Source organism: Streptomyces sp. NPDC001848 (assembly GCF_042891915.1).
GTDB lineage: Bacteria > Actinomycetota > Actinomycetes > Streptomycetales > Streptomycetaceae > Streptomyces.
Genome location: NZ_JBIATP010000002.1, coordinates 375,106 through 401,529, shown reverse-complemented (window position 1 = coordinate 401,529; position 26,424 = coordinate 375,106). Strand labels below are relative to the sequence as shown.

Annotated in this window: 22 protein-coding genes; 13 read left to right on the top strand and 9 right to left on the bottom strand. The window is 72.0% G+C overall.

Translation table 11 applies throughout. The annotated features are described in order from the left end of the window. Positions 1-70 precede the first annotated feature (70 nt). Genes ACFYZJ_RS04895 through ACFYZJ_RS04880 form a run of 4 tightly spaced genes read left to right on the top strand, consistent with a single transcriptional unit; the run spans position 71 to position 3,518 of the window. The gene (locus ACFYZJ_RS04895) at positions 71-814 is read left to right on the top strand and encodes an enoyl-CoA hydratase family protein (RefSeq protein ID WP_388562896.1); all 744 of its coding nucleotides are present in this window, start codon (positions 71-73) and stop codon (positions 812-814) included. Beyond that, positions 815-1,708 (top strand): CoA transferase subunit A, encoded by an 894-nt coding sequence (locus ACFYZJ_RS04890; RefSeq protein WP_388562894.1) that lies wholly within the window; start codon positions 815-817, stop codon positions 1,706-1,708. Beyond that, on the top strand, positions 1,705-2,460 hold the full coding sequence (locus ACFYZJ_RS04885) for a CoA-transferase subunit beta (RefSeq protein WP_388562892.1): 756 nt from the start codon (positions 1,705-1,707) through the stop codon (positions 2,458-2,460). Before ACFYZJ_RS04890 ends, ACFYZJ_RS04885 begins: the two co-directional genes overlap by 4 nt. After that, on the top strand, positions 2,460-3,518 hold the full coding sequence (locus ACFYZJ_RS04880; protein WP_388562890.1) for an NAD(P)H-dependent flavin oxidoreductase: 1,059 nt from the start codon (positions 2,460-2,462) through the stop codon (positions 3,516-3,518). Before ACFYZJ_RS04885 ends, ACFYZJ_RS04880 begins: the two co-directional genes overlap by 1 nt. Here the strand turns inward: ACFYZJ_RS04880 and ACFYZJ_RS04875 are convergent. From ACFYZJ_RS04875 to ACFYZJ_RS04865, 3 genes are read right to left on the bottom strand one after another with little or no spacing between them, the layout of a single operon-like run. Then, positions 3,502-4,659: an acetyl-CoA C-acetyltransferase gene (locus ACFYZJ_RS04875; RefSeq protein ID WP_388562888.1), complete on the bottom strand. Its 1,158-nt coding sequence runs from the start codon at positions 4,657-4,659 to the stop codon at positions 3,502-3,504. The genes ACFYZJ_RS04880 and ACFYZJ_RS04875 overlap by 17 nt on opposite strands. 42 nt (positions 4,660-4,701) lie before the next feature. Further along, positions 4,702-5,346: a TetR/AcrR family transcriptional regulator gene (locus ACFYZJ_RS04870; RefSeq protein WP_388562886.1), complete on the bottom strand. Its 645-nt coding sequence runs from the start codon at positions 5,344-5,346 to the stop codon at positions 4,702-4,704. 41 nt (positions 5,347-5,387) lie between these two features. After that, positions 5,388-6,170 (bottom strand): SDR family oxidoreductase, encoded by a 783-nt coding sequence (locus ACFYZJ_RS04865; protein ID WP_388562884.1) that lies wholly within the window; start codon positions 6,168-6,170, stop codon positions 5,388-5,390. A gap of 65 nt (positions 6,171-6,235) precedes the next feature. Between ACFYZJ_RS04865 and ACFYZJ_RS04860 the strand changes: the two genes are divergently transcribed. Together ACFYZJ_RS04860 and ACFYZJ_RS04855 are read left to right on the top strand one after the other, a co-directional pair. Then, positions 6,236-7,375 carry an acyl-CoA dehydrogenase family protein gene (locus tag ACFYZJ_RS04860; RefSeq protein ID WP_388562882.1) on the top strand — a complete coding sequence of 380 codons (1,140 nt, stop codon included), beginning with the start codon at positions 6,236-6,238 and terminating at the stop codon, positions 7,373-7,375. A gap of 28 nt (positions 7,376-7,403) precedes the next feature. After that, positions 7,404-8,357 (top strand): acyl-CoA dehydrogenase family protein, encoded by a 954-nt coding sequence (locus ACFYZJ_RS04855; RefSeq protein WP_388562880.1) that lies wholly within the window; start codon positions 7,404-7,406, stop codon positions 8,355-8,357. Between the two features lie 6 nt (positions 8,358-8,363). Here ACFYZJ_RS04855 and ACFYZJ_RS04850 read toward each other — a convergent pair whose 3' ends face one another. Beyond that, positions 8,364-9,083, bottom strand: coding sequence for a vWA domain-containing protein (locus tag ACFYZJ_RS04850; protein ID WP_388562878.1), 720 nt, complete (start codon positions 9,081-9,083; stop codon positions 8,364-8,366). A gap of 141 nt (positions 9,084-9,224) precedes the next feature. On the opposite strand from ACFYZJ_RS04850, the gene ACFYZJ_RS04845 reads away from it, so the two are divergent. Then, positions 9,225-10,136 (top strand): rhomboid family intramembrane serine protease, encoded by a 912-nt coding sequence (locus ACFYZJ_RS04845; protein WP_388562876.1) that lies wholly within the window; start codon positions 9,225-9,227, stop codon positions 10,134-10,136. A 145-nt stretch (positions 10,137-10,281) separates the two neighbouring features. Here the strand turns inward: ACFYZJ_RS04845 and ACFYZJ_RS04840 are convergent, their stop codons facing one another. The 3 genes from ACFYZJ_RS04840 to ACFYZJ_RS04830 all read right to left on the bottom strand — a co-directional run bounded on the left by ACFYZJ_RS04840 (position 10,282) and on the right by ACFYZJ_RS04830 (position 17,432). Continuing rightward, entirely contained in the window at positions 10,282-11,745 is a 1,464-nt protein-coding gene (locus ACFYZJ_RS04840) for a glutamate synthase subunit beta (protein ID WP_388562874.1), read from the bottom strand. Beyond that, the gene (gene gltB / locus ACFYZJ_RS04835; RefSeq protein ID WP_388563376.1) at positions 11,738-16,333 is read right to left on the bottom strand and encodes a glutamate synthase large subunit; all 4,596 of its coding nucleotides are present in this window, start codon (positions 16,331-16,333) and stop codon (positions 11,738-11,740) included. Before gltB ends, ACFYZJ_RS04840 begins: the two co-directional genes overlap by 8 nt. 367 nt (positions 16,334-16,700) lie before the next feature. Next, complete coding sequence (locus ACFYZJ_RS04830) at positions 16,701-17,432, bottom strand: VIT1/CCC1 transporter family protein (RefSeq protein WP_388562872.1); 732 nt, start codon at positions 17,430-17,432, stop codon at positions 16,701-16,703. Between the two features lie 257 nt (positions 17,433-17,689). On the opposite strand from ACFYZJ_RS04830, the gene ACFYZJ_RS04825 reads away from it, so the two are divergent. Genes ACFYZJ_RS04825 through ACFYZJ_RS04800 form a run of 6 tightly spaced genes read left to right on the top strand, consistent with a single transcriptional unit; the run spans position 17,690 to position 24,421 of the window. Then, positions 17,690-18,742 (top strand): ADP-ribosylglycohydrolase family protein, encoded by a 1,053-nt coding sequence (locus ACFYZJ_RS04825; protein ID WP_388562870.1) that lies wholly within the window; start codon positions 17,690-17,692, stop codon positions 18,740-18,742. Beyond that, entirely contained in the window at positions 18,739-19,857 is a 1,119-nt protein-coding gene (locus ACFYZJ_RS04820; RefSeq protein WP_388562868.1) for an ADP-ribosylglycohydrolase family protein, read from the top strand. The genes ACFYZJ_RS04825 and ACFYZJ_RS04820 overlap by 4 nt, the downstream gene beginning before the upstream one ends. Positions 19,858-19,864: 7 nt before the next feature. Then, positions 19,865-21,034 carry an ADP-ribosylglycohydrolase family protein gene (locus ACFYZJ_RS04815; protein ID WP_388562866.1) on the top strand — a complete coding sequence of 390 codons (1,170 nt, stop codon included), beginning with the start codon at positions 19,865-19,867 and terminating at the stop codon, positions 21,032-21,034. Beyond that, on the top strand, positions 21,022-22,410 hold the full coding sequence (locus ACFYZJ_RS04810; protein ID WP_388562864.1) for an ADP-ribosylglycohydrolase family protein: 1,389 nt from the start codon (positions 21,022-21,024) through the stop codon (positions 22,408-22,410). Before ACFYZJ_RS04815 ends, ACFYZJ_RS04810 begins: the two co-directional genes overlap by 13 nt. Further along, entirely contained in the window at positions 22,407-23,597 is a 1,191-nt protein-coding gene (locus tag ACFYZJ_RS04805; RefSeq protein ID WP_388562862.1) for a CaiB/BaiF CoA transferase family protein, read from the top strand. Before ACFYZJ_RS04810 ends, ACFYZJ_RS04805 begins: the two co-directional genes overlap by 4 nt. After that, entirely contained in the window at positions 23,594-24,421 is an 828-nt protein-coding gene (locus ACFYZJ_RS04800) for an HpcH/HpaI aldolase/citrate lyase family protein (protein ID WP_388562860.1), read from the top strand. The genes ACFYZJ_RS04805 and ACFYZJ_RS04800 overlap by 4 nt, the downstream gene beginning before the upstream one ends. A gap of 67 nt (positions 24,422-24,488) precedes the next feature. On the opposite strand, the gene lgt is transcribed toward ACFYZJ_RS04800, so the two are convergent. Both lgt and ACFYZJ_RS04790 read right to left on the bottom strand, forming a co-directional pair. Then, on the bottom strand, positions 24,489-25,505 hold the full coding sequence (gene lgt / locus ACFYZJ_RS04795; protein ID WP_388562858.1) for a prolipoprotein diacylglyceryl transferase: 1,017 nt from the start codon (positions 25,503-25,505) through the stop codon (positions 24,489-24,491). 118 nt (positions 25,506-25,623) lie between these two features. Continuing rightward, positions 25,624-26,400 (bottom strand): DsbA family protein, encoded by a 777-nt coding sequence (locus ACFYZJ_RS04790; protein ID WP_388562856.1) that lies wholly within the window; start codon positions 26,398-26,400, stop codon positions 25,624-25,626. Between the last annotated feature and the right edge of the window lie 24 nt (positions 26,401-26,424).

Here is a 26,424-nt window from a genome sequence, read left to right as displayed (position 1 = left end):
AGCTCCCGGCGACTGCTAGCTTCGACATCGCACCTAACAAACGTTTGGTGGAAAGGTAGCTGATGTGCCCATGGGTGTCTCCACCTCGTGCCCGGAAAAAGGGGTCGCCGTCGTCACGGTCGACTTCCCGCCGGTGAACGCGCTGCCGGTGGCCGGCTGGTTCGCGCTGGCCGACGCCGTGCGGTCGGCGGGCCGCGACCGGGAGGTCCGCTGTGTCGTGCTGGCCGCGCAGGGGCGCGGTTTCAACGCGGGCGTGGACATCAAGCAGATACAGGCCGAGGGAAGCGGCGCGCTGGTCGGGGCCAACCGGGGGTGCTTCGAGGCGTTCGCGGCGGTGTACGAGTGCGAGGTGCCGGTCGTCGCGGCGGTGCAGGGCTTCTGCCTGGGCGGCGGGATAGGGCTCGTCGGCAACGCGGACGCGATCGTGGCCAGCGAGGACGCCGTCTTCGGGCTGCCCGAGCTGGACCGGGGCGCCCTGGGCGCGGCCACACATCTGGCGCGGCTGGTCCCACCGCATCTCATGCGGGCCCTGTACTACACCGCGCGCACGGTGACGGCGGGCGAGCTGCACGCGCACGGCTCGGTGTGGCGGGTGGTGCCGCGTGACGCGCTGACGGCGGCGGCGCTGGAGCTGGCCGGTGAGATCGCGGCCAAGGACGGTGAGCTGCTCCGGCTGGCCAAGGCCGCCCTCAGCGGCATCGACCCGGTGGACGTGCGCCGCAGCTACCGCTATGAGCAGGGCTTCACGTTCGAGGCGAACCTCAGCGGTGTGGCCGGCCGGGTCCGGGACACCTTCGGGAAGGAGGGCGGATAGGTGGGGGACAAGACGATGACCGCCGAGGAGGTCGTCTCGCGGCTGGAGAGCGGCATGACGCTCGGCATCGGGGGCTGGGGTTCGCGTCGCAAGCCGATGGCCCTGGTGCGGGCGCTGCTCCGCTCCCGGATCACCGATCTGACGGTCGTCTCCTACGGCGGTCCGGACGTCGGCATGCTCGCGGCCGCGGGGCGGATCCGGAGGCTGGTCGCCGCGTTCACGACCCTCGACTCGATCCCGCTCGAGCCCCACTTCCGGGCGGCCCGGGAGAGCGGTGCGCTTCAGCTGGTGGAGGTCGACGAGGCGATGTTCATGTGGGGACTGCGCGCGGCGGCGAACCGGCTGCCGTTCCTGCCGGTGCGGGCGGGCATCGGCTCGGACGTGCTGCGGGTCAACCCCGGCCTGCGGACGGTGACGTCGCCGTACGAGGACGGGTGGTCCTTCACCGGCGACGGCAGGACCGCCCGGCCCGGCCCGCCGGAGGAGTTCGTCGCGATGCCCGCACTGCGGATGGACGCCGCCCTGGTGCACGTCAACCGTGCCGACCGGCTGGGCAACGGCCAGTACCTGGGGGCGGACCCGTACTTCGACGACCTGTTCTGCGAGGCGGCCGACGCGGCGTACGTCTCGTGCGAGCGGATCGTGGACACCGCGGAGCTGACGAAGGAGGCCGCACCACAGACCCTGCTGATCAGGCGGCACACCGTGACGGGGGTGGTCGAAGCTCCGAACGGCGCGCACTTCACGGCCTGCGCACCCGACCACGACCGGGACGAGGCGTTCCAGAGGCACTACGCGACCACGGAGTGGTCCGCGTTCGCCGGGCGGTTCCTCGCCGGGGACGAACACGCCTATCAGTCGGCCGTCCGCACGTGGCACGAGGAGCGGTCATGAGCGGAGTGAGCCGCGCGGAGTACTGCGTGATCGCGTGCGCCGAGGTCTGGCGCGGCGCCGGGGAGATCCTCGCGAGCCCCATGGGCCCGGTCCCGTCGATCGCGGCGCGGCTCGCGCGGCGGACCTTCTCCCCGGACCTGCTGCTCACCGACGGCGAGGCGATGCTGGTGGACGTCGACGGCACGGTGGAGGGCTGGTTGCCGTACCGGCAGCATCTGACGCTGGTGACCGGGGGACGGCGGCACGTGATGATGGGCGCGAGCCAGATCGACCGCTTCGGCAACCAGAACATCTCGTGCGTCGGGGACTGGGCCAGACCCCGGCGGCAGTTGCTGGGGGTGCGCGGAGCGCCGGTCAACACCCTCAACCATGCGACCAGTTACTGGGTACCGCGGCATTCACGGCGGGTGTTCGTCGAGCGGGTCGACATGGTGTGCGGGGTGGGGTACGACCGCGCGGCCCGGCACCCGGGCACCGCCCGCTTCCACCACATCGCGCGTGTCGTGTCCGACCTCGGTGTCTTCGACTTCGAGACCCCGGACCGTTCGATGCGGCTGGCCTCGCTGCATCCCGGGGTGACGGTGGAGGTGGTGCGGCAGGCGACGGGCTTCGAGCTGACGGTCCCGGACGACGTTGCCTGCACCCGTGAACCGACGTCTGAGGAACGGCGGTTGATCCGTGAAGTGATCGATCCTCAGGGGATACGGGAGCGGGAGGTGCCCGATCGGGTCGGTGAGGGCGGTGGGCGCTGATGGACACCGCGTTCACCCGGCTCGTCGGGGTCCGGCATCCGGTGGTGCAGACGGGCATGGGCTGGGTGGCCGGGCCCCGTCTGGTCTCCGCCGCGGCGAACGCGGGCGCACTTGGGATCCTGGGCTCCGCGACCATGACGCTCGACCAGCTGCGAGAGGCGATACGGGAGGTCAGGGCCCGGACGGACGCGCCGTTCGGGGTGAATCTGCGGGCGGACGCCCACGATGCGGGCGAGCGGGTGCGGCTCCTCGTGGAGGAGGGCGTGCGGGTGGCGTCCTTCGCACTGGCGCCGTCCGGTGAGCTGATTGCCGGGCTGAAGGCGGCGGGGGTCGTCGTGACCCCGTCCGTGGGAGCGCGGCGGCACGCCGAGAAGGTGGCCTCCTGGGGCGCGGACGCGGTGATCGTGCAGGGCGGCGAGGGGGGCGGTCACACCGGTGAAGTGGCGACGAGCGTGCTGCTGCCGCAGGTGGTCGACGCGGTCGACATCCCGGTGGTGGCGGCGGGCGGCTTCCACGACGGGCGCGGACTGGTCGCGGCGCTGGCGTACGGGGCGGCGGGCATCGCGATGGGCACGCGGTTCCTGCTGACCCGGGAGTCGACGGTGCCCGATGCGGTGAAGGCGTGTTACCTGGCGGCGACGGTGAACGAGGTGACGGTGACGAGGGCGGTGGACGGGCTGCCGCACCGCATGCTGCGCACACCGTTCGTGGACTCGCTGGAGGGCGCGGGCCGGGTGCGGGCGCTGCTGCAGGCGGTGCGCCGGGCGTCGGCGTTCCGGAGGCTGTCGGGTCTGACATGGTCGCGGATGATCCGTGACGGGCTCGCCCTGAAGCACGGCAAGGACCTGAGCTGGGGCCAGGTCCTGCTCGCGGCGAACACACCGATGCTGCTCAGGGCCGCGATGGTGGAGGGCCGGACGGATCTCGGGGTGATGGCGTCCGGGCAGGTCGCCGGGGTGATCGACGACCTGCCGTCGTGCGCGGAGCTGGTGGAGCGGATCATGACGGAGGCGGAGGAGGTGCTCAGGTCCCTGGAAGCGTTCAGAGCCGTTCGATGATCGTCACGTTGGCCTGGCCGCCGCCCTCGCACATCGCCTGCAGGCCCAGGCGGCCGCCGGTGCGTTCCAGTTCGTTCAGGAGGGTGGTCATCAGCTTGGCTCCGGTGGCGCCCAGGGGGTGGCCGAGGGCGATGGCGCCACCGTTGACGTTGACCTTGTCCGAGTCGGCGCCGGTCTCCTCCAGCCAGGCCAGGACGACCGGGGCGAACGCCTCGTTGATCTCGACGAGGTCGATGTCGTCGATCGTGAGCCCCGTCTTCTTCAGGGCGTGGGCGGTCGCCGGGATCGGGGCCGTCAGCATGCGGATCGGGTCCTCGCCGCGCACCGAGAGGTGGTGGATGCGGGCGCGCGGGGTCAGCCCGTGTTCCCGTACGGCCCGTTCCGAGGCCAGCAGCAGGGCCGCCGCGCCGTCGGAGACCTGCGAGGAGCAGGCGGCGGTGATGGTGCCGCCCTCCAGGACCGGCTTCAGCTCGGCCATCTTCTCCAGGGAGGTGTCCCGGCGCGGGCCCTCGTCGACCGTGACGTCCCCGTAGGCGACGGTCTCCTTCTCGAAGCGGCCCTCGTCGATGGCGCGCACCGCCCGCTGGTGGGAGCGGAGGGCGTACTCCTCCTGGTCGCGCCGGGTGATGCCCCACTTGGCGGCGATCATCTCGGCGCCGACGAACTGGTTGACGGGCTGGTCGCCGTAGCGGACCCGCCAGCCCTCGCTGCCCGCGAACGGCCCCTCGGTCAGGCCGAGCGGTTCGGCGGCCTGGCGGGAGGCGTAGGCGATCGGGATCTGCGACATGTTCTGCACACCGCCCGCGACCACCAGGTCCTGCGTGCCGGACATGACGGCCTGCGCGGCGAAGTGCACGGCCTGCTGGGAGGAGCCGCACTGCCGGTCGACGGTCACGCCGGGCACCTCCTGCGGGAGCCCGGCGGCCAGCCAGCAGGTACGGGCGATGTCCCCGGCCTGCGGCCCGACGGTGTCCAGGCAGCCGAGGACGACGTCCTCCACGGCGGCCGGGTCCACACCCGAGCGCTCCATGAGGGCCTTCAGTACGTGGGCTCCCAGGTCGGCCGGATGGACCCGGCTGAGCCCGCCCCGGCGCCGCCCGACGGGCGTACGGACCGCTTCGACGATGTAGGCCTCGGCCATGGTGGACTCCCTCGCACAGGTCGACGGTTCACATACGGCTGCTCATGTGCTGCTGTGCTCCTGCTGTTCCTCGCGTACGGCGATCCCGTCGAGCACCATCGACAGGTACTGGCGGGCGATCTCCTCCGGGCTGTGCTGTCCACCGGGCCGGTACCAGGAGGCGGCGACCCACACGGTGTCGCGCACGAACCGGTAGGTGAGCCGGACGTCCAGGTCGGCACGGAAGACCCGGTCGGCGACCCCGCGCTCCAGGGCGGACAGCCACGCCTTCTCGAACTTGCGCTGCGACTCGGCGAGGAACGCGAACCGTTCCTGCGCCGCCAGCTGCCTGGACTCCTTCTGGTAGATCGCGACGGCCGCGCGGTGCCGGTCGATCTCCCGGAAGGACTCGGTGACCAGCGCCTCCAACGTCTCCCGGGGGCCGAGGCCGGCGTCCAGGACGGTGTCGTAGCCGTCCCACAGCTCGTCCAGGAAGGTGCGCAGGATCTCCTCCAGCATCGACTCCTTGGAGTCGAAGTGGTAGTAGAGGCTGCCCGCGAGCATTCCGGCGTGGTCGGCGATCGTGCGGACGGTGGTCGCGTTGTAGCCCTGCTCGGCGAAGACCTCGGCGGCGGTGTCGAGGAGTTCACGGCGGCGGGCGGGGGCGGCGGTCACCTGTGGCTTCTTGTTGGTCGGCTTGGTCGGCACAGATCCATTGTGGTCCCGGGGGCGCGCGTGCATGACCGGGCTCAGGGATGCCGGCTGCTGACCGCGACGACCTCGCCGGTCATGTACGAGGAGTAGCCGGACGCCAGGAAGACGATCACGTTGGCCACCTCCCACGGCTCGGCGTGCCGCCCGAACGCCTCCCTCGCGGTCAGCTCCTGAAGCAGTTCGGGGGAGGTGACCTTCGCCAGGTGCGGATGCAGGGCGAGGCTCGGCGCGACGGCGTTGACCCGCACCCCGTAGGGGGCCGCCTCGATGGCCGCGCACCGGGTCAGGGCCATCACGCCCGCCTTCGCGGCGGCGTAGTGCGCCTGTCCGGCCTGGGCGCGCCAGCCGAGCACGGAGGCGTTGTTGACGATCACGCCGCCGGTCTCCTTCATGGCGCGCAGGGCCGCGCGCAGGCACCGGAAGGTGCCGTTCAGCGTCACGTCCAGCACACGCGACCACTCTGTGTCGGTCATGTCGACGAGTGCGGCGGTGCCGCCCAGGCCGGCGTTGTTGACGACGATGTCGAGCCGGCCGTGCGTTCGGACGGCGGTGTCGAAGAGGTCCCGGACCTGGGTCTCGTCGGTGACGTCGCACGGCAGTGCGGTCACGGCCCCTTCGAACTCCCCGGCGAGCTCCGCCTCGCACTGCTTGAGGCGGCGCACATGCGCGTCGCTGATCACGACACGCGCACCCTCCTCCAGGAACCGGCGCGCGGTCGCCCCGCCGATCCCCGCACCGGCCGCCGCGGTGATCACGGCGGTGCGTCCCCGCAGCAACCCGTGGCCGGGTACGTAGGCCGGACTCTCGACGCCTGTCATGGACCCACGCTAACCTACCAAACACTTGTTAGGGAAGCAGGCGGAAGAACGGAGGGACGGCGACCGTGGACCTCACCCACTCCCTGGCCGACGAGGCCTTCCGCGCGCAGGCGCGGGCCTGGCTCACCGCGCATGTGCCCGTGTCCCCGCTGCCCTCCCTGGAGACCGAGGAGGGCTTCGCGGCGCACCGGGCCTGGGAGGCGGAACTGGCCGCGGACCGCTGGTCGGTGGTGTCCTGGCCGACGGCGTACGGCGGACGGGACGCGGGGCTGGTGCGGTGGCTGATCTTCGAGGAGGAGTACTACGCGGCGGGCGCGCCTGGCCGGGTGAGTCAGAACGGGATCCATCTGCTGGCGCCCACCCTCTTCGACCACGGCACCGAGGAGCAGCGGGCCCGGGTGCTGCCGCCGATGGCGCGCGGGGAGGTGGTCTGGGCGCAGGCGTGGTCGGAACCGGAGGCCGGTTCCGACCTGGCCTCCCTGCGGTCGAGGGCGGTGCGCACGGACGGCGGCTGGCGCCTGAGCGGGCAGAAGACGTGGTCGTCGCGGGCGGCCTTCGCGGACCGGGCGTTCGGGTTGTTCCGCAGCGATCCGCAGGCGGCGAGACGTCACCAGGGCCTCACCTACCTGATGTTCGACCTGCGCGCGCCCGGTGTGACGGTCCGTCCGATCGGCCGGCTCGACGGCAGGCCGGCGTTCGCGGAGATCTTCCTGGACGAGGTGTTCGTGCCCGACGAGGACGTGATCGGCGAGCCGGGCGAGGGCTGGCGGATCGCGATGTCGACCACCGGCAACGAGCGCGGGCTCACGCTCCGCTCACCCGGCCGCTTCCTGGCCGCCGCCGACCGGCTGGCCGGGCTGTGGCACGCCCGGGGATGCCCGGCCCGGGCACGGGACCGGGTGGCCGACGCGGTGATCGGCGCCCGCGCCTACCAGCTGTTCGCGTACGCGGGCGCGTCCCGCTTCCTCCAGGGCGAGCGGATGGGGCCCGAGTCCAGCATGAACAAGGTGTTCTGGTCGGAGTACGACATCGCGCTGCACGAGACGGCCCTCGATCTGCTGGACGAGGAGGGCGAGCTGACGGACACCACCTGGGCGGAGGGCTATGTCTTCTCCCTCGCTGGGCCCATCTACGCCGGCACCAACGAGATCCAGCGCGACATCATCGCCGAACGCCTGCTCGGCCTGCCGAAGGGCCGCCGCTGATGCTCCCCCTCCCGAAAGGCCATGGCTGATGCGCTTCCTGCTCACCGAGGAACAGCGGGCGTTCGCCCGCTCGTTGGACGCGCTGCTGACCGCCGCCGACACCCCCGCGGTCGTACGGTCGTGGAGTGCCGGTGACCCCGCGGGAGGCCGGGTGCTGTGGTCCCGGATCGCCGAGGCCGGTGTCTTCGCGCTGGCGGTACCGGAGGCGTACCACGGGGTGGGGCCGCTTCCCGTGGACCTGGCCGTCGCCTTCGTGGAGTTGGGGCGGCACGCGGTGCCGGGCCCGGTGGTGGAGACGGTGCTCGCGGCGGCCCTGCTCTCCGCCCGGCCCGAGCCGGCCGAGCGGCTGCTGCCCCAGCTGGCGTCGGGCCAGGCACTGGCCACGGTGGGCGCACCGTACGCCCTGGACGGGGACACCGCGGACCTCGTCCTCACTCTCAGGGACGGCCAGGTGTGGCGGGCGCCGGGCGCACGCGACATACGCCGGTCCCTGGACCCGGCCCGGCGGCTTGCCGTCCCGCTCCCCGGCGGGGAACTGCTCTCACCGGTCGTCCCCCCGGACGCCGTCCTCTGGGCCCGCCTCGCCACCGCCGCCCAGGCGCTCGGCGTGGGGCTGGCCCTCCTCGACAGGACCGTCGCACACGTCAAGCGGCGCGTCCAGTTCGGTGTGCCCACAGGCTCCTTCCAGGCCGTCAAACACCGGCTGGCCGACGCGAAGATCGCCCTGGAGTTCGCGCGTCCGCTGCTCTTCGGAGCCGCCCTGTCCATGACGCCGACGGACGTGGCCGCCGCCAAGGTCGCAGCCTGCGAGGCGGCGTACGCGACCGCCCGGACGGCGCTCCAGCTGCACGGGGCGATCGGTTACACCGCCGAGTACGACCTGTCCCTGTGGCTCACCAAGGCGGGTGCGCTGCGCACCGCGTGGGGTGGTCCCGCGGAGTGCCGGGCGACCGTCCTCGGCGGTGCCGGTCCTGGCACGTAGCAGCGCTCACGCCACGATGCCGCGCGCCCGCGCCGCCGCGAGCCACTGCGGGAACTCGCCCACCAGACGGTCGTACAGTTCGGCGTCGGGCACGGTCCGTGGGTCGGTACCGGCGGGGAAGAACCCGGCGTTGTCGACGACCCGCTTCCCGGGCACGGTCAGCTCGTCGAGCCTGCGCAGGAAGTCGAACTGCTTGCTGTCCGGGTCTCCGAATCCGATGAACTGCCAGAACATCGGCAGCTTGGCGGCCTTGCACAGGTGGCGTTCCGCGGCGAGCTTGTCGGTGGGCCCGCCGTCGGTCTGGAAGACGACGAGGGCCGGGTCCCGGGAGCCACTGTCGAGGTAGTGGTCGATGACCGCGTCCATCGCCACGTGGTAGCCGGTTCTGCCCATGTGCCCGAGCCCGGAGACGATCCGGTCGATACGGCCCCGGTGGTCGGCCAGGGAGATGTCCGAGACGGCGTCCACGTCGGTGGAGAAGAAGACGACCGGGACGCTTCCGTCGTCGTCGAGGTGCGCGGAGAGCCCCAGCACGCGTTCGGCGAGCGCCTGCACACTGCCGTCCCTGTAGTACGGCCGCATGGACCCGGAGTGGTCGAGCACGAGGTGGACGGCGGCCCGTTGCCCGTCGAGGCCGTGCTTGCGCAGCGAGACCCCGGCGGTCTTGTACAGGCTGACCAGTGCGGGCGCGGTCTGCTCCACCTTGGTCAGAGTGATCGCGGCCATGCTGCTCCCCCTCGGTGCGGTGCGGGAACGCCGAGGTTACGCCATGGAGTTCCCTCATTTCCCCTGGCAACATCTCTTCGATATTTTGTTCGCCGCCGTCCCCACCGGCTTGATCCCCGTCCCCCGCCCCAGGAGCCGGTCGTGCAGTCCGAGTCCGCCATCACCACCTGCTATCGCCACCCCAGAGTGGAGTCCCATGTCCGGTGCACCCGCTGCGACCGGTACATCTGCCCGGACTGCATGCGCGAGGCCGCCGTCGGCCACCAGTGCGTGGAGTGCGTGAAGGAAGGCGCGCGGTCCATCCGCCAGGCGCGTACGGCGTTCGGCGGCCGGATCACCGCGGCACCCGTGGTGACGTACGTCCTGATCGGCCTCAACGTGCTCGCCTACCTGGGCGAGTTGGTGCGCCCGGCGATCGTCGACCGGTTCGCCATGCTGGGTGCCGGGCTCGCGGGGCCGGACGGCGGGCACTACCTGTGGGAACACCCGTATCCGCCGGAACTGCACGCCGAGGGCGTCGTGAGCGGTCAGTGGGACCGCCTCCTGACGGGCGCGTTCCTGCACATGCCGCCCACCCAGGGGACCTTCGGGATCCTGCACATCGTGATGAACATGGTGTCGCTGTGGAACGTCGGCCGGGTCGTGGAGGCCCAGCTGGGCCGCATCCGCTACGTCACGCTGTACCTTCTGTCGGCCCTCGGCGGCTCGGTGCTCGTCCTGCTGATCGCCCCGGACACCCCGACGGTCGGCGCTTCCGGCGCGCTCTTCGGTCTGGGCGCGGCGTACTACGTCATGGCCCGCCGCCTCGGCGCGGACATGAGCACCGTCAACCGCTACATGGCGGGCCTGCTGCTGTGGCTGCTGATCTCCGCCGGCCTCACGTCCTGGCAGGGGCACCTGGGCGGCCTGCTGGCGGGCGGGCTGGTCACAGCGGCGTACGCGTACGTGCCTCGGGGGCCGCGCCGGGGCCTGATCCAGGCGCTGGTGTGTGCGGGCGTCCTGGCGCTGCTGGTGCTGCTGACGGTCGGCAAGGTCACGCAGTTGACCGGCTGAGCGCCGAAAACAGCGGCGGCGCCTGCCAGTTCGTCCGGTCGGGGACAAGGCGGCAGGCGCCGTCTGCGGGGGTCCGGGGGGCAAGCCCCCCGGACGACCCGCCCGTACGCCTTTGTACGGGACGTCTTTGGGGTCGATCCCTGGGTCAGACCGTCAGCGCGCGGTCCGTCGGGCGGATCGGGGCCGGCAGCTCGCTGGCGCCGGTGAGGTAGCGGTCGACCCCGCGGGCGGCCGAGCGGCCCTCGGCGATCGCCCACACGATCAGCGACTGGCCGCGGCCGGCGTCACCGGCCACGAACACGCCCGGCACGTTCGTCTGGAAGTCGGCGTCGCGGGCGATGTTGCCACGCTCGTCCAGCTCCAGGCCGAGCTGCTCGACCAGGCCGTTCTGCCGGTCGGTGCCGGTGAAGCCCATGGCGAGGGTGACCAGCTGGGCGGGGATCTTCCGCTCGGTGCCGGGCTTCGGCGTCAGCTTGCCGTCGACGAACTCGACCTCGGTCAGGTGCAGCCACTGCACGTTGCCGTCCTCGTCGCCCTCGAAGTGGGTGGTCGAGACGGAGTAGACCCGCTCGCCGCCCTCCTCGTGCGCGGAGGTGACCTTGTACAGCATCGGGAAGGTCGGCCAGGGCTGGTTGACCGGGTGCCGCTCGTCGTTCGGGCGGGGCATGATCTCCAGCTGCGTGACGGAGGCCGCGCCCTGGCGGTGGGCCGTGCCCACGCAGTCCGCGCCCGTGTCACCGCCGCCGATCACGACCACGTGCTTGCCCTCGGCCGAGATCGGGGAGGTGACGTAGTCGCCCTCCTGAACCTTGTTGGCCAGGGGCAGGTACTCCATCGCCTGGTAGACGCCCTTGAGCTCACGGCCGGGGACCGGCAGGTCGCGGGCGGTGGTGGCGCCCGCGGCGATCACGATCGCGTCGTACCGCTTGCGCAGGTCGGACGCCTTCAGGTCGCGGCCGATCTCGATGCCGGTGCGGAAGCGGGTGCCCTCCGCGCGCATCTGCTCGATACGGCGGTTGATGTGCCGCTTCTCCATCTTGAACTCGGGGATGCCGTAGCGGAGCAGACCGCCGATGCGGTCGGCGCGCTCGTAGACGGCGACGGTGTGGCCGGCCCGCGTCAGCTGCTGGGCGGCGGCCAGGCCCGCCGGGCCCGAGCCGATGACCGCGACCGTCTTGCCCGACAGGCGCTCGGGGGCCTGCGGCTTGACGTCACCGCTGTCCCACGCCTTGTCGATGATCGAGACCTCGACGTTCTTGATGGTGACCGGAGGCTGGTTGATGCCGAGCACGCACGCCGACTCGCACGGAGCGGGGCACAGGCGGCCGGTGAACTCCGGGAAGTTGTTCGTGGCGTGCAGCCGCTCGGAGGCGGCCGTCCAGTCCTCGCGGTAGGCGTAGTCGTTCCACTCGGGGATCAGGTTCCCGAGCGGACAGCCGTTGTGACAGAACGGGATGCCGCAGTCCATGCACCGGCTGGCCTGCTTGCTGATGATCGGCAGCAGGGAGCCGGGGACGTAGACCTCGTTCCAGTCCTTGACGCGCTCCTCGACGGGGCGGGACTTGGCGACCTCGCGGCCGTGGTTCAGGAAGCCCTTGGGATCAGCCATTGGTCGCCGCCTCCATCATCTTCTCGTGGGTCTCGGTCTCGGAGAGACCGGCTCGCTCGGCGGCGTCCTTGGCGGCGAGCACTGCCTTGTACGTGCTGGGAATGATCTTGCTGAAGCGGGTCACGGCCGTGTCCCACTCGGCGAGGAGCTTCTCGGCCACGGTGGAGCCGGTCTCCTCCTGGTGGCGGCGCACCACGTCGTGCAGCCACTGCTTGTCGGCGTCGTCCAGGGCCTCGATGGCGCCCACGTGGCCGGCGTTGACGTTGTCGCGGTTCAGGTCGATGACGTACGCGATGCCGCCCGACATACCGGCCGCGAAGTTGCGGCCCGTCTCACCGAGCACGACCGCGTGGCCACCGGTCATGTACTCGCAGCCGTGGTCGCCCACGCCCTCCGAGACGACCAGCGCACCGGAGTTGCGGACGCAGAACCGCTCGCCGACCTTGCCGCGCAGGAACATCTCACCGCTGGTCGCGCCGTAGGCGAGGGTGTTGCCCGCGATGACGCTGTACTCGGCGAGGTGGTCGGCCGCGCGGTCCGGGCGGACGATGATCCGGCCACCAGACAGGCCCTTGCCGACGTAGTCGTTGGCGTCGCCCTCCAGCCGCAGGGTCACGCCGCGCGGGACGAAGGCGCCGAAGGACTGGCCCGCGGAGCCGGTGAAGGTGATGTCGATGGTGTCGTCGGGCAGGCCGGCGCCGCCGAACTTCTTCGTCACCTCGTGGCCGAGCATGGTGCCGACCGTGCGGTTGATGTTGCGGATCGCGACCTGGGCGCGCACGGGCTGGGCGTCGGCCTGCGAGTCCGCGTTCAGGGCGTCGGCGGCGAGCTTGATCAGCTCGTTGTCGAGCGCCTTCTCCAGGCCGTGGTCCTGCGCGATGACCCGGTGGCGCGCCGCGCCCTCGGGCAGCTCGGGCACGTGGAACAGCGGCTCCAGGTCCAGGCCCTGCGCCTTCCAGTGGTTCACCGCGCGGGTGACGTCCAGGACCTCGGCGTGGCCGACGGCCTCCTCGATGGAGCGGAAGCCGAGCTCGGCGAGCAGCTCGCGGACCTCCTGGGCGATGAACTCGAAGAAGTTCACCACGAACTCGGCCTTGCCGGAGAAGCGCTCGCGCAGCACCGGGTTCTGCGTGGCGATACCGACCGGGCAGGTGTCCAGGTGGCAGACGCGCATCATGACGCAGCCGGAGACGACGAGCGGAGCGGTCGCGAAACCGAACTCCTCAGCGCCGAGCAGCGCGGCGATGACCACGTCACGGCCGGTCTTCAGCTGGCCGTCGGTCTGCACGACGATACGGTCGCGCAGGCCGTTGAGCAGCAGGGTCTGCTGGGTCTCGGCGAGGCCGAGCTCCCAGGGACCGCCGGCGTGCTTCAGCGAGGTCAGCGGCGAGGCGCCGGTGCCGCCGTCGTGGCCGGAGATGAGCACCACGTCCGCGTGGGCCTTGGAGACGCCCGCGGCGACCGTGCCGACGCCGACCTCGGAGACCAGCTTCACGTGGATGCGGGCCTGCGGGTTGGCGTTCTTCAGGTCGTGGATCAGCTGTGCCAGGTCCTCGATGGAGTAGATGTCGTGGTGCGGCGGCGGGGAGATGAGCCCCACGCCCGGCGTCGAGTGCCGGGTCTTGGCCACCCACGGGTACACCTTGTGGCCGGGCAGCTGGCCGCCCTCGCCGGGCTTGGCGCCCTGGGCCATCTTGATCTGGATGTCGTCCGCGTTGACCAGGTACTCGGAGGTCACGCCGAAGCGGCCGGAGGCCACCTGCTTGATCGCCGAGCGGCGCGCCGGGTCGTACAGGCGCTCCGGGTCCTCGCCGCCCTCACCGGTGTTGGACTTGGCGCCCAGCCGGTTCATGGCGATGGCGAGCGTCTCGTGCGCCTCCTGGGAGATGGAGCCGTACGACATCGCGCCCGTGGAGAACCGCTTGACGATCTCGGAGACCGGCTCGACCTCCTCGATCGGGATCGGCCCCCGGTCGGACTTGAAGCCGAACAGACCGCGCAGCGTCATCAGGCGCTCGGACTGCTCGTTGACGCGGGCCGTGTACTTCTTGAAGACGTCGTAGCGGCCGGTGCGCGTGGAGTGCTGGAGGCGGAAGACCGTCTCCGGGTCGAACAGGTGCGGCTCGCCCTCGCGGCGCCACTGGTACTCGCCGCCGATCTCCAGCGCGCGGTGCGCGGGGGCGATGCCGGAGGCCGGGTAGGCCTTGGCGTGGCGGGCGGCGACCTCCTGGGCGATGACGTCGATGCCGACGCCACCGATCTTGGTGGCGGTGCCGTTGAAGTACTTCTCGACGAAGGCCTCGTCCAGGCCGACGGCCTCGAAGACCTGGGCGCCGCGGTAGGAGGCGACGGTGGAGATGCCCATCTTGGACATGACCTTCAGCACGCCCTTGCCGAGGGCGTAGATCAGGTTGCGGATGGCCTTCTCGGGCTCGACACCCGGCAGGAACGTCCCCGCGCGGACCAGGTCCTCGACGGACTCCATCGCCAGGTACGGGTTGACGGCGGCGGCGCCGTAGCCGATGAGCAGCGCGACATGGTGGACCTCGCGGACGTCACCGGCCTCCACCAGCAGGCCCACCTGGGTGCGCTGCTTGGTGCGGATGAGGTGGTGGTGGACGGCCGCGGTGAGCAGCAGCGACGGGATCGGCGCGTGCTCGGCGTCCGAGTGCCGGTCGGACAGCACGATCAGGCGGGCGCCGTTCTCGATGGCGGCGTCGGCCTCCGCGCAGATCTCCTCCAGGCGCGCGGCGAGGGCGTCCCCGCCGCCGTGCACCCGGTACAGGCCGGCCAGCGTGGCGGCCTTGAAGCCGGGCATGTCGCCGTCGGCGTTGATGTGGATGAGCTTGGCCAGCTCGTCGTTGTCGATCACCGGGAAGGGGAGCACGACGGAGCGACAGGAGGCCGCGGTCGGCTCCAGCAGGTTGCCCTGGGGGCCCAGCGAGGAGCGCAGGGAGGTGACCAGTTCCTCGCGGATCGCGTCCAGCGGCGGGTTGGTGACCTGCGCGAAGAGCTGGGTGAAGTAGTCGAAGAGCAGGCGCGGACGCTCGGAGAGCGCGGCGATCGGCGAGTCGGTGCCCATGGAGCCGATCGGCTCGGCGCCGGTCTTGGCCATCGGCGCGAGGATGACGCGCAGCTCCTCCTCGGTGTAGCCGAAGGTCTGCTGGCGGCGGGTGACCGAGGCGTGGGTGTGCACGATGTGCTCGCGCTCGGGCAGGTCGCCCAGCTCGATCTCGCCGGCCTCCAGCCACTCGGCGTAGGGCTGCTCGGCGGCGAGGGTCGCCTTGATCTCGTCGTCCTCGATGATGCGGTGCTCGGCGGTGTCCACGAGGAACATGCGGCCGGGCTGCAGGCGGCCCTTGCGGACGACCTTGGCCGGGTCGATGTCGAGGACGCCGACCTCGGAGGCGAGGACGACCAGGCCCTCGTCGGTCACCCAGTAGCGGCCGGGACGCAGGCCGTTGCGGTCGAGCACGGCGCCGACCTGGACGCCGTCGGTGAAGGTGACGGTGGCCGGGCCGTCCCAGGGCTCCATCATCGTGGAGTGGTACTGGTAGAAGGCGCGCCGGGCCGGGTCCATGGAGTCGTGGTTCTCCCACGCCTCGGGGATCATCATCAGCACGGAGTGCGGCAGGGAGCGGCCGCCGAGGTGGAGCAGTTCGAGCACCTCGTCGAAGGAGGCGGAGTCGGACGCGTCCGGCGTGCAGATCGGGAAGATCCGCTCCAGCTTCTCCTGCGGGCCGAACAGGTCGGAGACGAGCTGCGACTCACGGGCGCGCATCCAGTTGCGGTTGCCCTTGACCGTGTTGATCTCGCCGTTGTGCGCGACGAAGCGGTACGGGTGGGCGAGCGGCCAGCTCGGGAAGGTGTTCGTGGAGAACCGTGAGTGGACGAGCGCGATGGCCGTGGCGAACCGGCGGTCGGACAGGTCCGGGAAGAAGGGCTCGAGCTGGCCCGTGGTGAGCATGCCCTTGTAGACGATGGTGCGCGCGGACAGCGACGGGAAGTACACGTCGACCTCGCGCTCCGCGCGCTTGCGCAGCACGAACGCCTTGCGGTCGAGGTCGATGCCCTTGCTCACGCCGTCCGTGACGAACAGCTGGCGGAAGACCGGCATCGTGGAGCGGGCGGTGGCGCCGAGCAGCTCGGGGGCGACGGGGACCTCGCGCCAGCCGAGGACGGTCAGGCCCTCCTGAGCGGCGATCGACTCGATCTGCGAGGCGGCCTCGGCGGTGCCGTCCTCGGGCAGGAAGGCGATACCGACGGCGTAGGCGCCCGCCTCGGGCAGCTCGAATCCGGCCACCTCGCGGAAGAAGGCGTCGGGCACCTGGGAGAGGATGCCGGCGCCGTCACCCGAGTCGGGCTCGGAGCCGGTGGCACCGCGGTGTTCCAGGTTGCGCAGAACCGTGAGCGCCTGCTCGACCAGCGCATGGCTCGCCTCGCCGGTGAGGGTGGCCACGAAGCCGACGCCACAGGCGTCGTGCTCGTTGCGGGGGTCGTACATACCCTGCGCAGCAGGGCGAGCATCCATGAAGGACCAGTTCTGGCCATTCGCGGAGTGCTGGGACGGCTGGCGCGGCGTACGCATCGGCTCTCCCGTCGTCGTCATGTGGCATGTGCAGGTGCCGAGGGACGACGTTGGCCCTCTGCGAAGAGTCAAAATTTCGTGCAGGTTACATGATGGAGCGGATCTCGGGAACCGGGATAGGCCGTTCCAACATGCGGACATCGCCGGGGCGTGGCGCGGGTTCCACGCACGGCGATGGAGTGGGGGGGCGGAAGCGGACAGATCGGTGTCCGTCGACCCAAGGGTACGGCAGGCGAGGTCGCCCACCGTGAGGATGCGGAGCGGGCGTCATTGCCCGCGGCGCTTACGGCTCATGCCCGGTGGTTAAGCATCCGAAACCGTCGAGTAACGACTACTTATGCAGTCCCTGGCATAAGTAGCGCAGTCGTCATCCTACGGCCGTACCGAACAGGCTGCCCAGGACGTACGTCACACCGGCCGCGGCACCACCGAGGGCGAGCTGCCTGAGGCCGCTGAACCACCAGGTGCGCGCGGTCACCTTGGCCACGACGGCGCCGCAGGCGAAGAGCCCGAGGAGGGCGAGCAGCACGGCCGGCCACAGCGCGTGGGCGCCGAGCAGGTAGGGCAGGACGGGCAGCAGGGCGCCGAGCGCGAAGGACCCGAAGCTGGAGACGGCGGCCACCAGCGGGGAGGGCAGGTCGCCCGGGTCGACCCCGAGTTCCTCACGGGCGTGTATCTCCAGGGCCTGCTCGGGATCGCGGGAGAGCTGCTTGGCGACCTCACGGGCGAGGGCGGGCTCGACACCGCGCGTCTCGTACAGCTTCGCCAGCTCCTCCTCCTCGTCCTCCGGGTGCTTCCTCAGCTCCCGCCGCTCGACGGCGAGCTCGGCCTCGACCAGCTCACGCTGCGAGGCGACGGAGGTGTACTCGCCGGCGGCCATCGAGAAGGCCCCCGCGGCCAGACCCGCGAGACCGGTGATGATGATGGTCTGCTGGCTGACGGATCCACCCGCGACGCCCGTCATCAGGGCCAGGTTGGACACCAGCCCGTCCATCGCGCCGAAGACGGCCGGGCGCAGCCAGCCACCGTTGACGTCGCGGTGGGTGTGGTTGTCCCGGTGCGCCTCGTGCAGCGTCGCCTCGGTCTCGATGATGGCCATCAGGGGTCCCCCAGGAAGCTTAGGCAAAGCTAAGTTTGGACAAGTTCTATCTTTCGACAACACAGAACCTACGCCTCGAATTTCCCTCCCGCCAGCAAGGAAAGGCTGGGCTAACCTGCCCCTTTGCCGCTACGCGCTCATCCGTGACGTTCGCTGCTCAGATGCCGGACGGGTGATGCTGAGGCCCGCGAGGCTCTGCGGCACGGTTCCGGGGGCACAGATCCGCACGGGGGGCGCCCGGAGAGGAGAGGCACCGTATGGCCATCGCCTGCAGTCCCCCGGCACCGGCGCCCGATGACACCGGCCCCCGGGAAAGGGCGCGCGGCGCGTTGCTCGGCCTCGCCGTGGGGGACGCGCTGGGGGCGCCCGCCGAGAACCTGAAGCCGTCCGAGATCCGGGCCCGCTGGGGCCGCATCACGGGATTCGTCACCGAGGAGCCGTGCGGCACGGACGACACCGAGTACGCCATCTTCTCGGGGCTGCTGCTGGCCCGGCACGGCTCGGCGCTCACCGTGGCGCATGTGGAGGCGGCCTGGCACGAGTGGATCGCGGACCGGGACGAGAGGCCGCTGCGGGGGGCGGGCTTCAGCGAGCGCGGGACGCTGGAAAACCTGCGCCGAGGCCTTGCCGCCCCCGTGTCGGCGCAGCACCGGCACGCCTGGAGCGACGGGCTCGCCATGCGTGCGGCGCCCTTCGGGGTCTTCGCCGCGGGCAGCCCGGCGGAGGCGGCACGGCTGGTGGCGATCGACGGCTCGGTGAGCCATGAGGGGGAGGGCATCCACGGCGGCCGGGCGGTCGCGGCCGGTGTCGCGGCGGCGATGACCGGAGCGTCGCCGGGCGCGGTGGTGGCCTCCGCCCTCGCGGTCGTCCCCGAGGACTCGTGGACCGCCCGCTCGCTGCGCCGCGCGGTCGCCGTGGCCCACCGGGGCGCCCACGCGGTCCGCTCCGCGGTGGTGATCGACGGCTACCCCTGGACGGACCTCGCGCCCGAGGCGGTCGCCCTGGCGTTCGGCGCGTACGTGGCGGCGGACGCCGACTTCCGGCGGTCGGTGCTCACCGCGGTCAACATGGGCCGCGACGCCGACACCACGGCGGCGGTCGCGGGCGCCCTGGCGGGCGCGACCCGCGGGATCTCGGCGATCCCCCGCGAGTGGGCGGCGGCGATCGGCCCGGCTCGGGGCCGCTGCCTGCCGTCCGTGGCGGGGCACCACGTCCTGGAGGTGGCGGAGCTGCTGACGCCGGGGCATGGGTGGACGTCGGGGGCGAAAGTCGGTGCGGTGCCGTACGACCGGACGGAGGGACAGCCGTGAGCGGGCCGCGGCGGATCGAGGGTCTGCTGCTCGGGCTCGCCGTCGGTGATGCCGCCGGGTGGCCCGCCGCCCGGCACCGGGCCGCACGGATGCCCGAGTGGACCCGGCGGCTGACCCGGGAGCTGGACGCCTTCGCCGAGCAGAACGCGACCACCACCCTGCCCGTGCCGATCGCCCTCAACCAGTCGCCGCAGCCGCTGCGGCTCGGGCCCTCGGACGACGCCGAGTGGGCGGCGTTCGCGGCCGACGCCGTGCTGCGCGCCCAGGACACCGCCGCCTCCGGTGGTCTCGACCGGCGGCGCGGACTGCGCGCCGCCCTCGACCGGTCCTGGAACGCCCTCGCCGCCGACGTCGCCGCGGCAGCCCGCACCACCGAAGCGGAGTCGGCCGTCATGCCGTTGCGCGCTCGTATCTCCGTCCGCGCGGGCCTCGGCAACCTCGCCACCGGGCTGCGCCCGCCCGCCACGGGCCACGACAACCCGCACTACTTCGACGACGCGGCCTGCGTACGGGCCTGCGTGCTCGCCGTGGCCCACCCCGGCGAACCCGAACTCGCCGCCGAGCTGGCCGAGTTCGACGCCCGTTACACCCAGGACGGCGACGGGGTGCACGGCGCCCGCGCCATGGCCGCGGCCCTCGCGCTCGCCCTGTCCGGGAAGACGCTGGACGTCTGCGTGCGAGCCGCGCTGGCCGAGCTCCCCGAGGCCACCGAGATCGGCCGCAACGCCCGGCACGCCCTGAAGCTGGCTCACGAAGGCGAGGGCGCCTTCCGCCTCGTGCCCCTGCTGGAGCATCAGATCGTCGACCACGTCTACAGCTACGGCGTCGCGGCCGCGGAGACCGTCCCGGTCGCCCTCGCTCTGGCGACGGCGGCCCGCGGGCGCATCGCGGAGGCGGTTCCCGCCGCCGCCTGCCTGTCGCGGGTGGCCGACTCCGCCCCGGCCCTCGTGGGCGCGCTCACCGGAGCCCTCGGCGGCGGCGCGGCGATCCCGCCCTCCTGGCGCGAGGCCTGCCGCACCCTCGCGGGCTGCGCACTGCCCCATCTGACCGGCACGGACCTCGTACACCTCGCCGAACTCCTGGAGACGACGGAACTGGCCACTCCCGGTGGATGATTCGGACATGACGCCCACTCCTGACGAGACGGTCACTCTGGACGAACGCATCACCGGCGCCCTGGTCGGCGCAGCCGTCGGCGACGCCCTCGGCGGTCCCGTCGAGGGCCACTCTCCCGAGCAGATCGTCGAACGGCACGGCGGCCGGGTGCACGGGATCGTCGGCCCCTGGCACGGTGACGCCTGGCGCACGGCCCGTCCCGTCGCCCCGTACCACAAGGGCGACGGCCATGTCACCGACGACACGTTGATGACGCACGCGCTGGTACGGGTGTACGCGGCCGTCCGCGACCATCTCGACGCGTACGCGGTCGCCGAGCACCTGGTCCCCGACCTGATGACGAACCCGCGCTGGATCCCGGAGCTGGAGGCGGAGGCGCTCCCGCTGCACCGCGTCTTCCTGGCCGAGAAATGGCTGGTGACACGGCTTCACTACGGCCATGCGGACCCGCGCGAGGCGGGCGTCGGCAACATCGTCAACTGCGGTGCCGCGATGTACATGGCACCGGTCGGCCTGGTCAACGCGGCCAACCCCGAGTGCGCGTACGCCGAGGCCCTGGACGTCGCGGGCGCGCACCAGTCGTCGTACGGCAGGGAGGCGGCCGGGGTGCTCGCGGCGGCGGTGGCGGCGGCCTGCGCGCCGGGCGCGACACCGGACTCGGTGGTGGCCGCGTGCCTGTCGCCGGCGAAGGACGGTACCCGGGCCGCGATCGAGACGGTCTGCGACACGGCCTCCCACTACTCCGACTTCGAGTCGGCGCTACGGCCGCTGCGGGAGGCGGTGGCGCCGTACGACACCGTCGGCCCCGACTACCGCGCCCCGTCCCTGGGCGCCCGCCGCCCGTCCCGGCTGCACGCGATCGAGGAACTCCCGGTGGCGCTCGGCATGATGGTGGTGGCACGCGGGGACTACCGTCACGCGGTGCTCGGCTCCGTGAACTACGGCCGGGACTGCGACTCCATCGCCACGATGGCGGGCGCGATCACGGGCGCGCTGGGCTCGCCGGTCCCGTCCGACTGGGCGAAGGCGGTGGCCGAGGCGAGCCGCCTCGACCTGCACGCCCCGGCCCGGACGCTCACGGAGGTCACCCGGGAGATCTTCGCCCGGGACGTACGCCGCCGCCGGTCCCACGAGGCGGCCTTCGCCGCGCTGGGAGGCCTCAGGTGCTCCGACTGACCTGGGTCCAGCCGGAGGACCTCCTCGGCCATGAACTCCGCCAGGCGGCACAGGACGGCCGGGAGCCGTCGGCGATCGCGGCGCGATGGAGGGCGGCGGGCGGCCCACCGGCGCCCCTGACCGCCGGGGCGTCACCGGTACCGGCATCCCCGTACCTGCGCCTGCTGGCGAAGGACTTGCTGGACGAACTGGCGGATCTGCCGAGCAGCTTGAGCGAGCACGAGCCGACGGATCTGAACCGGATCAAGCAACTGTGCCGGGGCTGGCCCTCTCCCCCGACCGGAAGCCATCGTGCCCCCCGAGCAACCCCCACCGAGGCGCGCCTCGAAGCCGCCTGGCTCGGCAGAGCCGCCGGCTGCCTCCTCGGCAAACCGGTGGAGAAACTCCCCCTCGACGGCATCCGCCGACTCGCCGAAGTCACCGGCAACTGGCCCCTGAACACCTGGTTCACAGCCCGAGGAGTCCCCGCGGAACTGGCGACGACGTACCCCTGGAACCGCCGCTCCGCGACAACCTCCCTCGCCGAGAACATCGACGGCATGCCCGAGGACGACGACCTCAACTACCCCCTGCTGAACCTGCTGTTGCTCGACCGCCACGGCAGGCACTTCACCACCACCGACGTCGCCCGGCTCTGGCTCGACGAACTCCCCGCCGCCCGTACCTTCACCGCCGAACGCGTCGCCTACCGCAACCTCCTCTCCGGCATCGAACCCCCGCGCACCGCCCGCCACCGCAACCCCTTCCGCGAGTGGATCGGCGCCCTCATCCGCGCCGACGCCCATGGCTGGACCAACCCCGGCGACCCGGCCGCCGCCGCCGAACAGGCCCACCGCGACGCGTCCCTCACCCACACCGCGAACGGCGTCTACGCGGCGATGTTCACCGCGGCAGCCATCGCCGAGGCGGCCACCGGCGCCCACGACGTCCACCACTGCCTGCGCACCGGCCTCACCGTCGTCCCGCCCGCCTCCCGCCTCGCCCGCGCGGTCCGCCACGCGATCCGGCTGGCCGAGTCCACGCCCGACTTCGACGCGGTGGTCGACGAGTTGCACGTCGCCCACCGCGCCTACCACTGGGTCCACGCCATCCCCAACACCGCTCTGATCGCCGCCGCGCTCACCCACGCCGACGGCGACTTCACCGGCTCCATCTGCCGTGCGGTGTCCGGCGGGTGGGACACCGATTCGAACGGCGCGACGGCCGGGAGCATCGCCGGACTGCTGGCCGGACACCCCACCGCGCTCCCCGACCGCTGGACCACCCCCCTCAAGAACCGGCTCGCCACCTCCGTCGGCGACTTCCACGGCGTCGGCTTCGACGCCCTGGCCCACCTCACGCACCGCCTCACCCACCAGGAGGCCCACCGCTCATGACCCCACCCCTCGCCGGCCTCCGCGTCCTCGACCTCGCGACCCTCTTCGCCGGTCCCCTCGCCGCGACCCTGCTCGGTGACTTCGGCGCGGAGGTCGTCAAGGTGGAGCACCCGGCCCGTCCCGACCCGTCCCGCGGCCACGGCCCGACGAAGCACGGCGTGGGGCTGTGGTGGAAACTGCTCGGCCGCAACAAGCGCACGATGACGCTCGACCTGTCCAAGCCGGGTGGCCGTACGACGCTGCTGCGGCTCGCCGGGACCGCCGATGTGATCGTCGAGAACTTCCGCCCGGGCACCCTGGAGAGGTGGGACCTGGGCTGGGAGGCGCTGTCGGCCGTGAACCCGCGTCTCGTGCTCGCCCGGGTGACCGCGTTCGGCCAGTTCGGCCCGTATGCGCACCGCCCCGGCTTCGGCACGCTCGCGGAGGCGATGAGCGGGTTCGCGGCGATCACCGGGGAGCCGGACGGGCCGCCGACGCTCCCGCCGTTCGGGCTGGCCGACTCGATCGCGGCCCTGGCGACGGCGTACGCGGTGATGACGGCCCTGGCGGCCCGGGAGCGCACCGGGGCGGGCCAGGTGGTGGACATGGCGATCATCGAACCGATCCTCACGGTCCTCGGCCCGCAGCCGATCTGGTACGACCAGCTGGGCCATGTCCAGGGGCGCACCGGCAACCGCTCCCAGAACAACGCCCCGCGCAACACCTACCGCACCGCGGACGGCGGCTGGGTCGCCGTCTCGGCCTCCGCCACGTCCGTCGCCGAGCGGGTGATGCGCCTGGTCGGCCGCCCGGAGCTGATCGAGGAGCCGTGGTTCGCGACGGGCGAGGAGCGGGCCCGGCACGCGGAGGTGCTCGACGATGCCGTCGGCGGGTGGATCGCCCGTCGCACCCGCGCGGAGGTGGTGAAGGCGTTCGAGGACGCGGAGGCGGCGGTGGCGCCGGTGCAGGACGTGCGGGAGGTGATGACCGACCCGCAGTACGCGGCGCTGGGCACGATCACCACGATCCCGGACGACCCGGAACTGGGCCGACTACGGATGCAGAACGTCCTGTTCCGCCTCTCCGCCACGCCCGGCGCGATCCGCTGGGCCGGTCGTCCGCACGGCGCGGACACGCGGGCGGTCCTGACCGAACTGGGCCTGACGGCCGAAGAGATCGCCGCGCTCCAGGCGGAGGGTGCGCTGTGACTGCGCTCACCCTGCTGTACGCGCCCGGGGACCGGCCGGAGGTGGTGGGCAAGGCGCTCACCTCCGGGGCGGACGTGGTGCTGGTCGACCTGGAGGACGCGGTCGCCCCGGACCGCAAGGCGTACGCGCGGGCGGCGACGGCGGAACGGCTCGAGCAGCGCCCGCCGGTGCCGGTCCATGTCCGGGTGAACGCGCTGGACGGCCCCTGGGGGGAGGCGGACCTCACGGCGCTCACGGCACTTCCCGGCCTTGCGGGTCTGCGCCTGCCGAAGGTGACGTCGTCCTCGGACGTCGTCCGCGTCGCGCGACGTGCCGTCCGGGCGGACGGCACGGTCGTCCCCCTCCACGCCCTACTGGAGACGGCCCTGGGGGTGGAGCGCGCGTTCGCGATCGCCTCGGCGCATCCGGCCGTGCGGAGCATCGCGCTCGGCGAGTCGGATCTCCGGGCGGACCTGGGCGTACGGGAGGACGCGGGCCTCGACTGGTCGCGGGCGCGGGTGGTGGTGGCGGCCCGGGCCGCCGCGCTGCCGCCGCCGGCACAGTCCATCTACCCGGACACACGGGACCTGGAGGGGCTCGCGGCTTCCTGCGCGCACGGCCGTCGCCTGGGCTTCCTGGGCCGGGCGGCGATCCATCCCCGCCAGCTTCCGATCATCGAACGCGCTTACGCACCTACTCCGGAGGAGATCACCCGGGCGGAGGAAACCCTCAAGGCCGCCGCGCTGGACCAGGGGGCCCAGGCCCTCCCCGACGGCCGCTTCATCGACACGGCGGTGGTGCGAGAGGCACACCGAACCCTGGCGTTGGCCCGTCGAAGGCGCTGAGCGCCGGACACACGCCGGGGGCGCCGTATCCAGTGATACGGCGCCCCCGGCAACGTATGAAGGTCGCTCAGCCCTTCTGAGCCGACTCGGCCTCGTCGTGCGAAGTCTCCGCGGTGTTCTCCGCAGCCTTCTGCGCAGGCGCTGCGGTCCCCTTGGCCTCCGCGGTTCCGGTGGCCTTGGAAGCCGTCGCCTTCTCGTCCTCCGGCTGGGCCTCGCCCTTGTCCTCCGGCTCCCCGGAGGCGGCGTCCGCCTCGGCCTCGCCGAGGGAAGCGCCCGGCTCGACGACTGCCTCCCGGCCCGGCCTGACCTTCGACGACACCACCATGTAGGTCACCGCCAGCAGGAACACCAGCATGGCGGTCCAGTCGTTCAGCCTGATGCCCAGGATGTGGTGCGCGTCGTCGACCCGCATGTACTCGATCCAGCCGCGGCCCACGCAGTACGCGGCCACGTAGAGCGCGAACGCCCGGCCGTGCCCCAGCTTGAAGCGGCGGTCCGCCCAGATCACCAGGAACCCGACCCCGATGCACCACAGGGACTCGTACAGGAACGTCGGGTGGTAGTACCCCGGCACCCGCCCGTCCGTGGAGGACGTGATGTGCAGCGCCCACGGCAGATCGGTCGGCCGCCCGTACAGCTCCTGGTTGAACCAGTTGCCCCAGCGTCCGATCGCCTGCGCGAAGGCGATGCCGGGTGCGACGGCGTCGGCGTAGGAGGGAAGCGTGATGCCCCGGCGGCGGCAGCCGATCCACGCACCGACCGCTCCGAGCGCGATCGCCCCCCAGATGCCGAGGCCGCCCTGCCAGACCTTGAAGGCGTCCACCCAGTCACGGCCCTCGCTGAAGTACAGCTCGTAGTCCGTGATCACGTGGTAGAGCCGCCCGCCGACCAGGCCGAACGGTACGGCCCAGACCGCGATGTCGGCCACCGTGCCCGCCCGGCCGCCCCGGGCGATCCAGCGTTTGTTGCCGAGCCATACGGCTACGAAGACACCGATGATGATGCAGAAGGCGTAGCCGCGCAGCGGAATGGGGCCGAGGTGCAGCACTCCGCGCGAGGGGCTGGGAATGTAGGCAAGTTCCATGGCAGGAACGACGCTACCCTGCCGGACACATAGCGTGGCAACCCACCCGGCAACGGGTCCATAACGTACGACTCCCCCGGCCTATCGGACGCCGGGGGCATCGCGGGCCCCGGGGGCCTCAGGACTTGTTGGCCGCTTCCACGATCTGCTTCAGCTTGGCGGGTGTCATCGTGCGGTCCTCAAGGAGGTTCTTGCCGCCGAGGAGCACCGTCGGCGTGCCGGTGAAGCGGGCTTTCAGGAACGCGGCGTTCGACTTCACCACCCAGCTGTCGTGCGTGCCGTCCTTGACGCACTTCTGGAAGGCCGGGCTGTCGAGGCCGCTGACCTTGCCGGACAGTTCGATCAGCTTGGCCTTGTCCGCGTACGTGTCCTGGGTCTCCTCGGGCTGGTTCTCGTACAGCACGTCGTGGTAGCCCGAGAACTTTCCGGCGTCCTGCGCGCACGCCGCCGCGCCCGCCGCGGATCGGGAGCCGCTGCCGCCCAGGTTTCCGTCGATGAGCGTGACCAGGTGGTACTCGACTCTGAGCTTTCCGGCGTCGACCAGCTGGTGGATCGTCGGGCGGTAAAGGGTCTCGAAGCCCCGGCAGGCGGGGCAGCGGAAGTCCTCCCACACCGTGAGGGTCGACTTGGCGGAGTCCTTGCCGACCGGGATCGCGAGGGCGTCCTTGCCCGTCGCCCCGGAAGGGGCGATGGCGGGGCCGGAGGCGCCGCTCTTGCCGCTCTTTCCGGCGTTCGCCGCCAGGATGCCGACCACCGTCGCCAGCGCCAGGACACAGACGACCGAGGCGCCCACGATCAACGCACGGCGGCGCTTGTCCGCGGCCTTCTGCTTCTGTCGCTCGACCGCCAGTCGCTCGCGGGCGGTGCGCTTTCCTTCACGGTTCTTCTCGCTCACGTCCGGCAGAACGAACCGGGGAGG

Coding starts and splice junctions, on each gene's coding strand:
- ACFYZJ_RS04875 (WP_388562888.1), bottom strand. CDS start 4,659: ATGGCCGAGGCCTACATCGTCGAAGCGGTCCGTACGCCCGTCGGGCGG.
- ACFYZJ_RS04830 (WP_388562872.1), bottom strand. CDS start 17,432: ATGGCCATCATCGAGACCGAGGCGACGCTGCACGAGGCGCACCGGGAC.
- gltB (WP_388563376.1), bottom strand. CDS start 16,333: ATGCGTACGCCGCGCCAGCCGTCCCAGCACTCCGCGAATGGCCAGAAC.
- ACFYZJ_RS04880 (WP_388562890.1), top strand. CDS start 2,460: ATGGACACCGCGTTCACCCGGCTCGTCGGGGTCCGGCATCCGGTGGTG.
- ACFYZJ_RS04805 (WP_388562862.1), top strand. CDS start 22,407: ATGACCCCACCCCTCGCCGGCCTCCGCGTCCTCGACCTCGCGACCCTC.
- ACFYZJ_RS04865 (WP_388562884.1), bottom strand. CDS start 6,170: ATGACAGGCGTCGAGAGTCCGGCCTACGTACCCGGCCACGGGTTGCTG.
- ACFYZJ_RS04815 (WP_388562866.1), top strand. CDS start 19,865: ATGACGCCCACTCCTGACGAGACGGTCACTCTGGACGAACGCATCACC.
- ACFYZJ_RS04840 (WP_388562874.1), bottom strand. CDS start 11,745: ATGGCTGATCCCAAGGGCTTCCTGAACCACGGCCGCGAGGTCGCCAAG.
- ACFYZJ_RS04885 (WP_388562892.1), top strand. CDS start 1,705: ATGAGCGGAGTGAGCCGCGCGGAGTACTGCGTGATCGCGTGCGCCGAG.
- ACFYZJ_RS04850 (WP_388562878.1), bottom strand. CDS start 9,083: ATGGCCGCGATCACTCTGACCAAGGTGGAGCAGACCGCGCCCGCACTG.
- ACFYZJ_RS04855 (WP_388562880.1), top strand. CDS start 7,404: ATGCGCTTCCTGCTCACCGAGGAACAGCGGGCGTTCGCCCGCTCGTTG.
- ACFYZJ_RS04895 (WP_388562896.1), top strand. CDS start 71: ATGGGTGTCTCCACCTCGTGCCCGGAAAAAGGGGTCGCCGTCGTCACG.
- lgt (WP_388562858.1), bottom strand. CDS start 25,505: ATGGAACTTGCCTACATTCCCAGCCCCTCGCGCGGAGTGCTGCACCTC.
- ACFYZJ_RS04825 (WP_388562870.1), top strand. CDS start 17,690: ATGGCCATCGCCTGCAGTCCCCCGGCACCGGCGCCCGATGACACCGGC.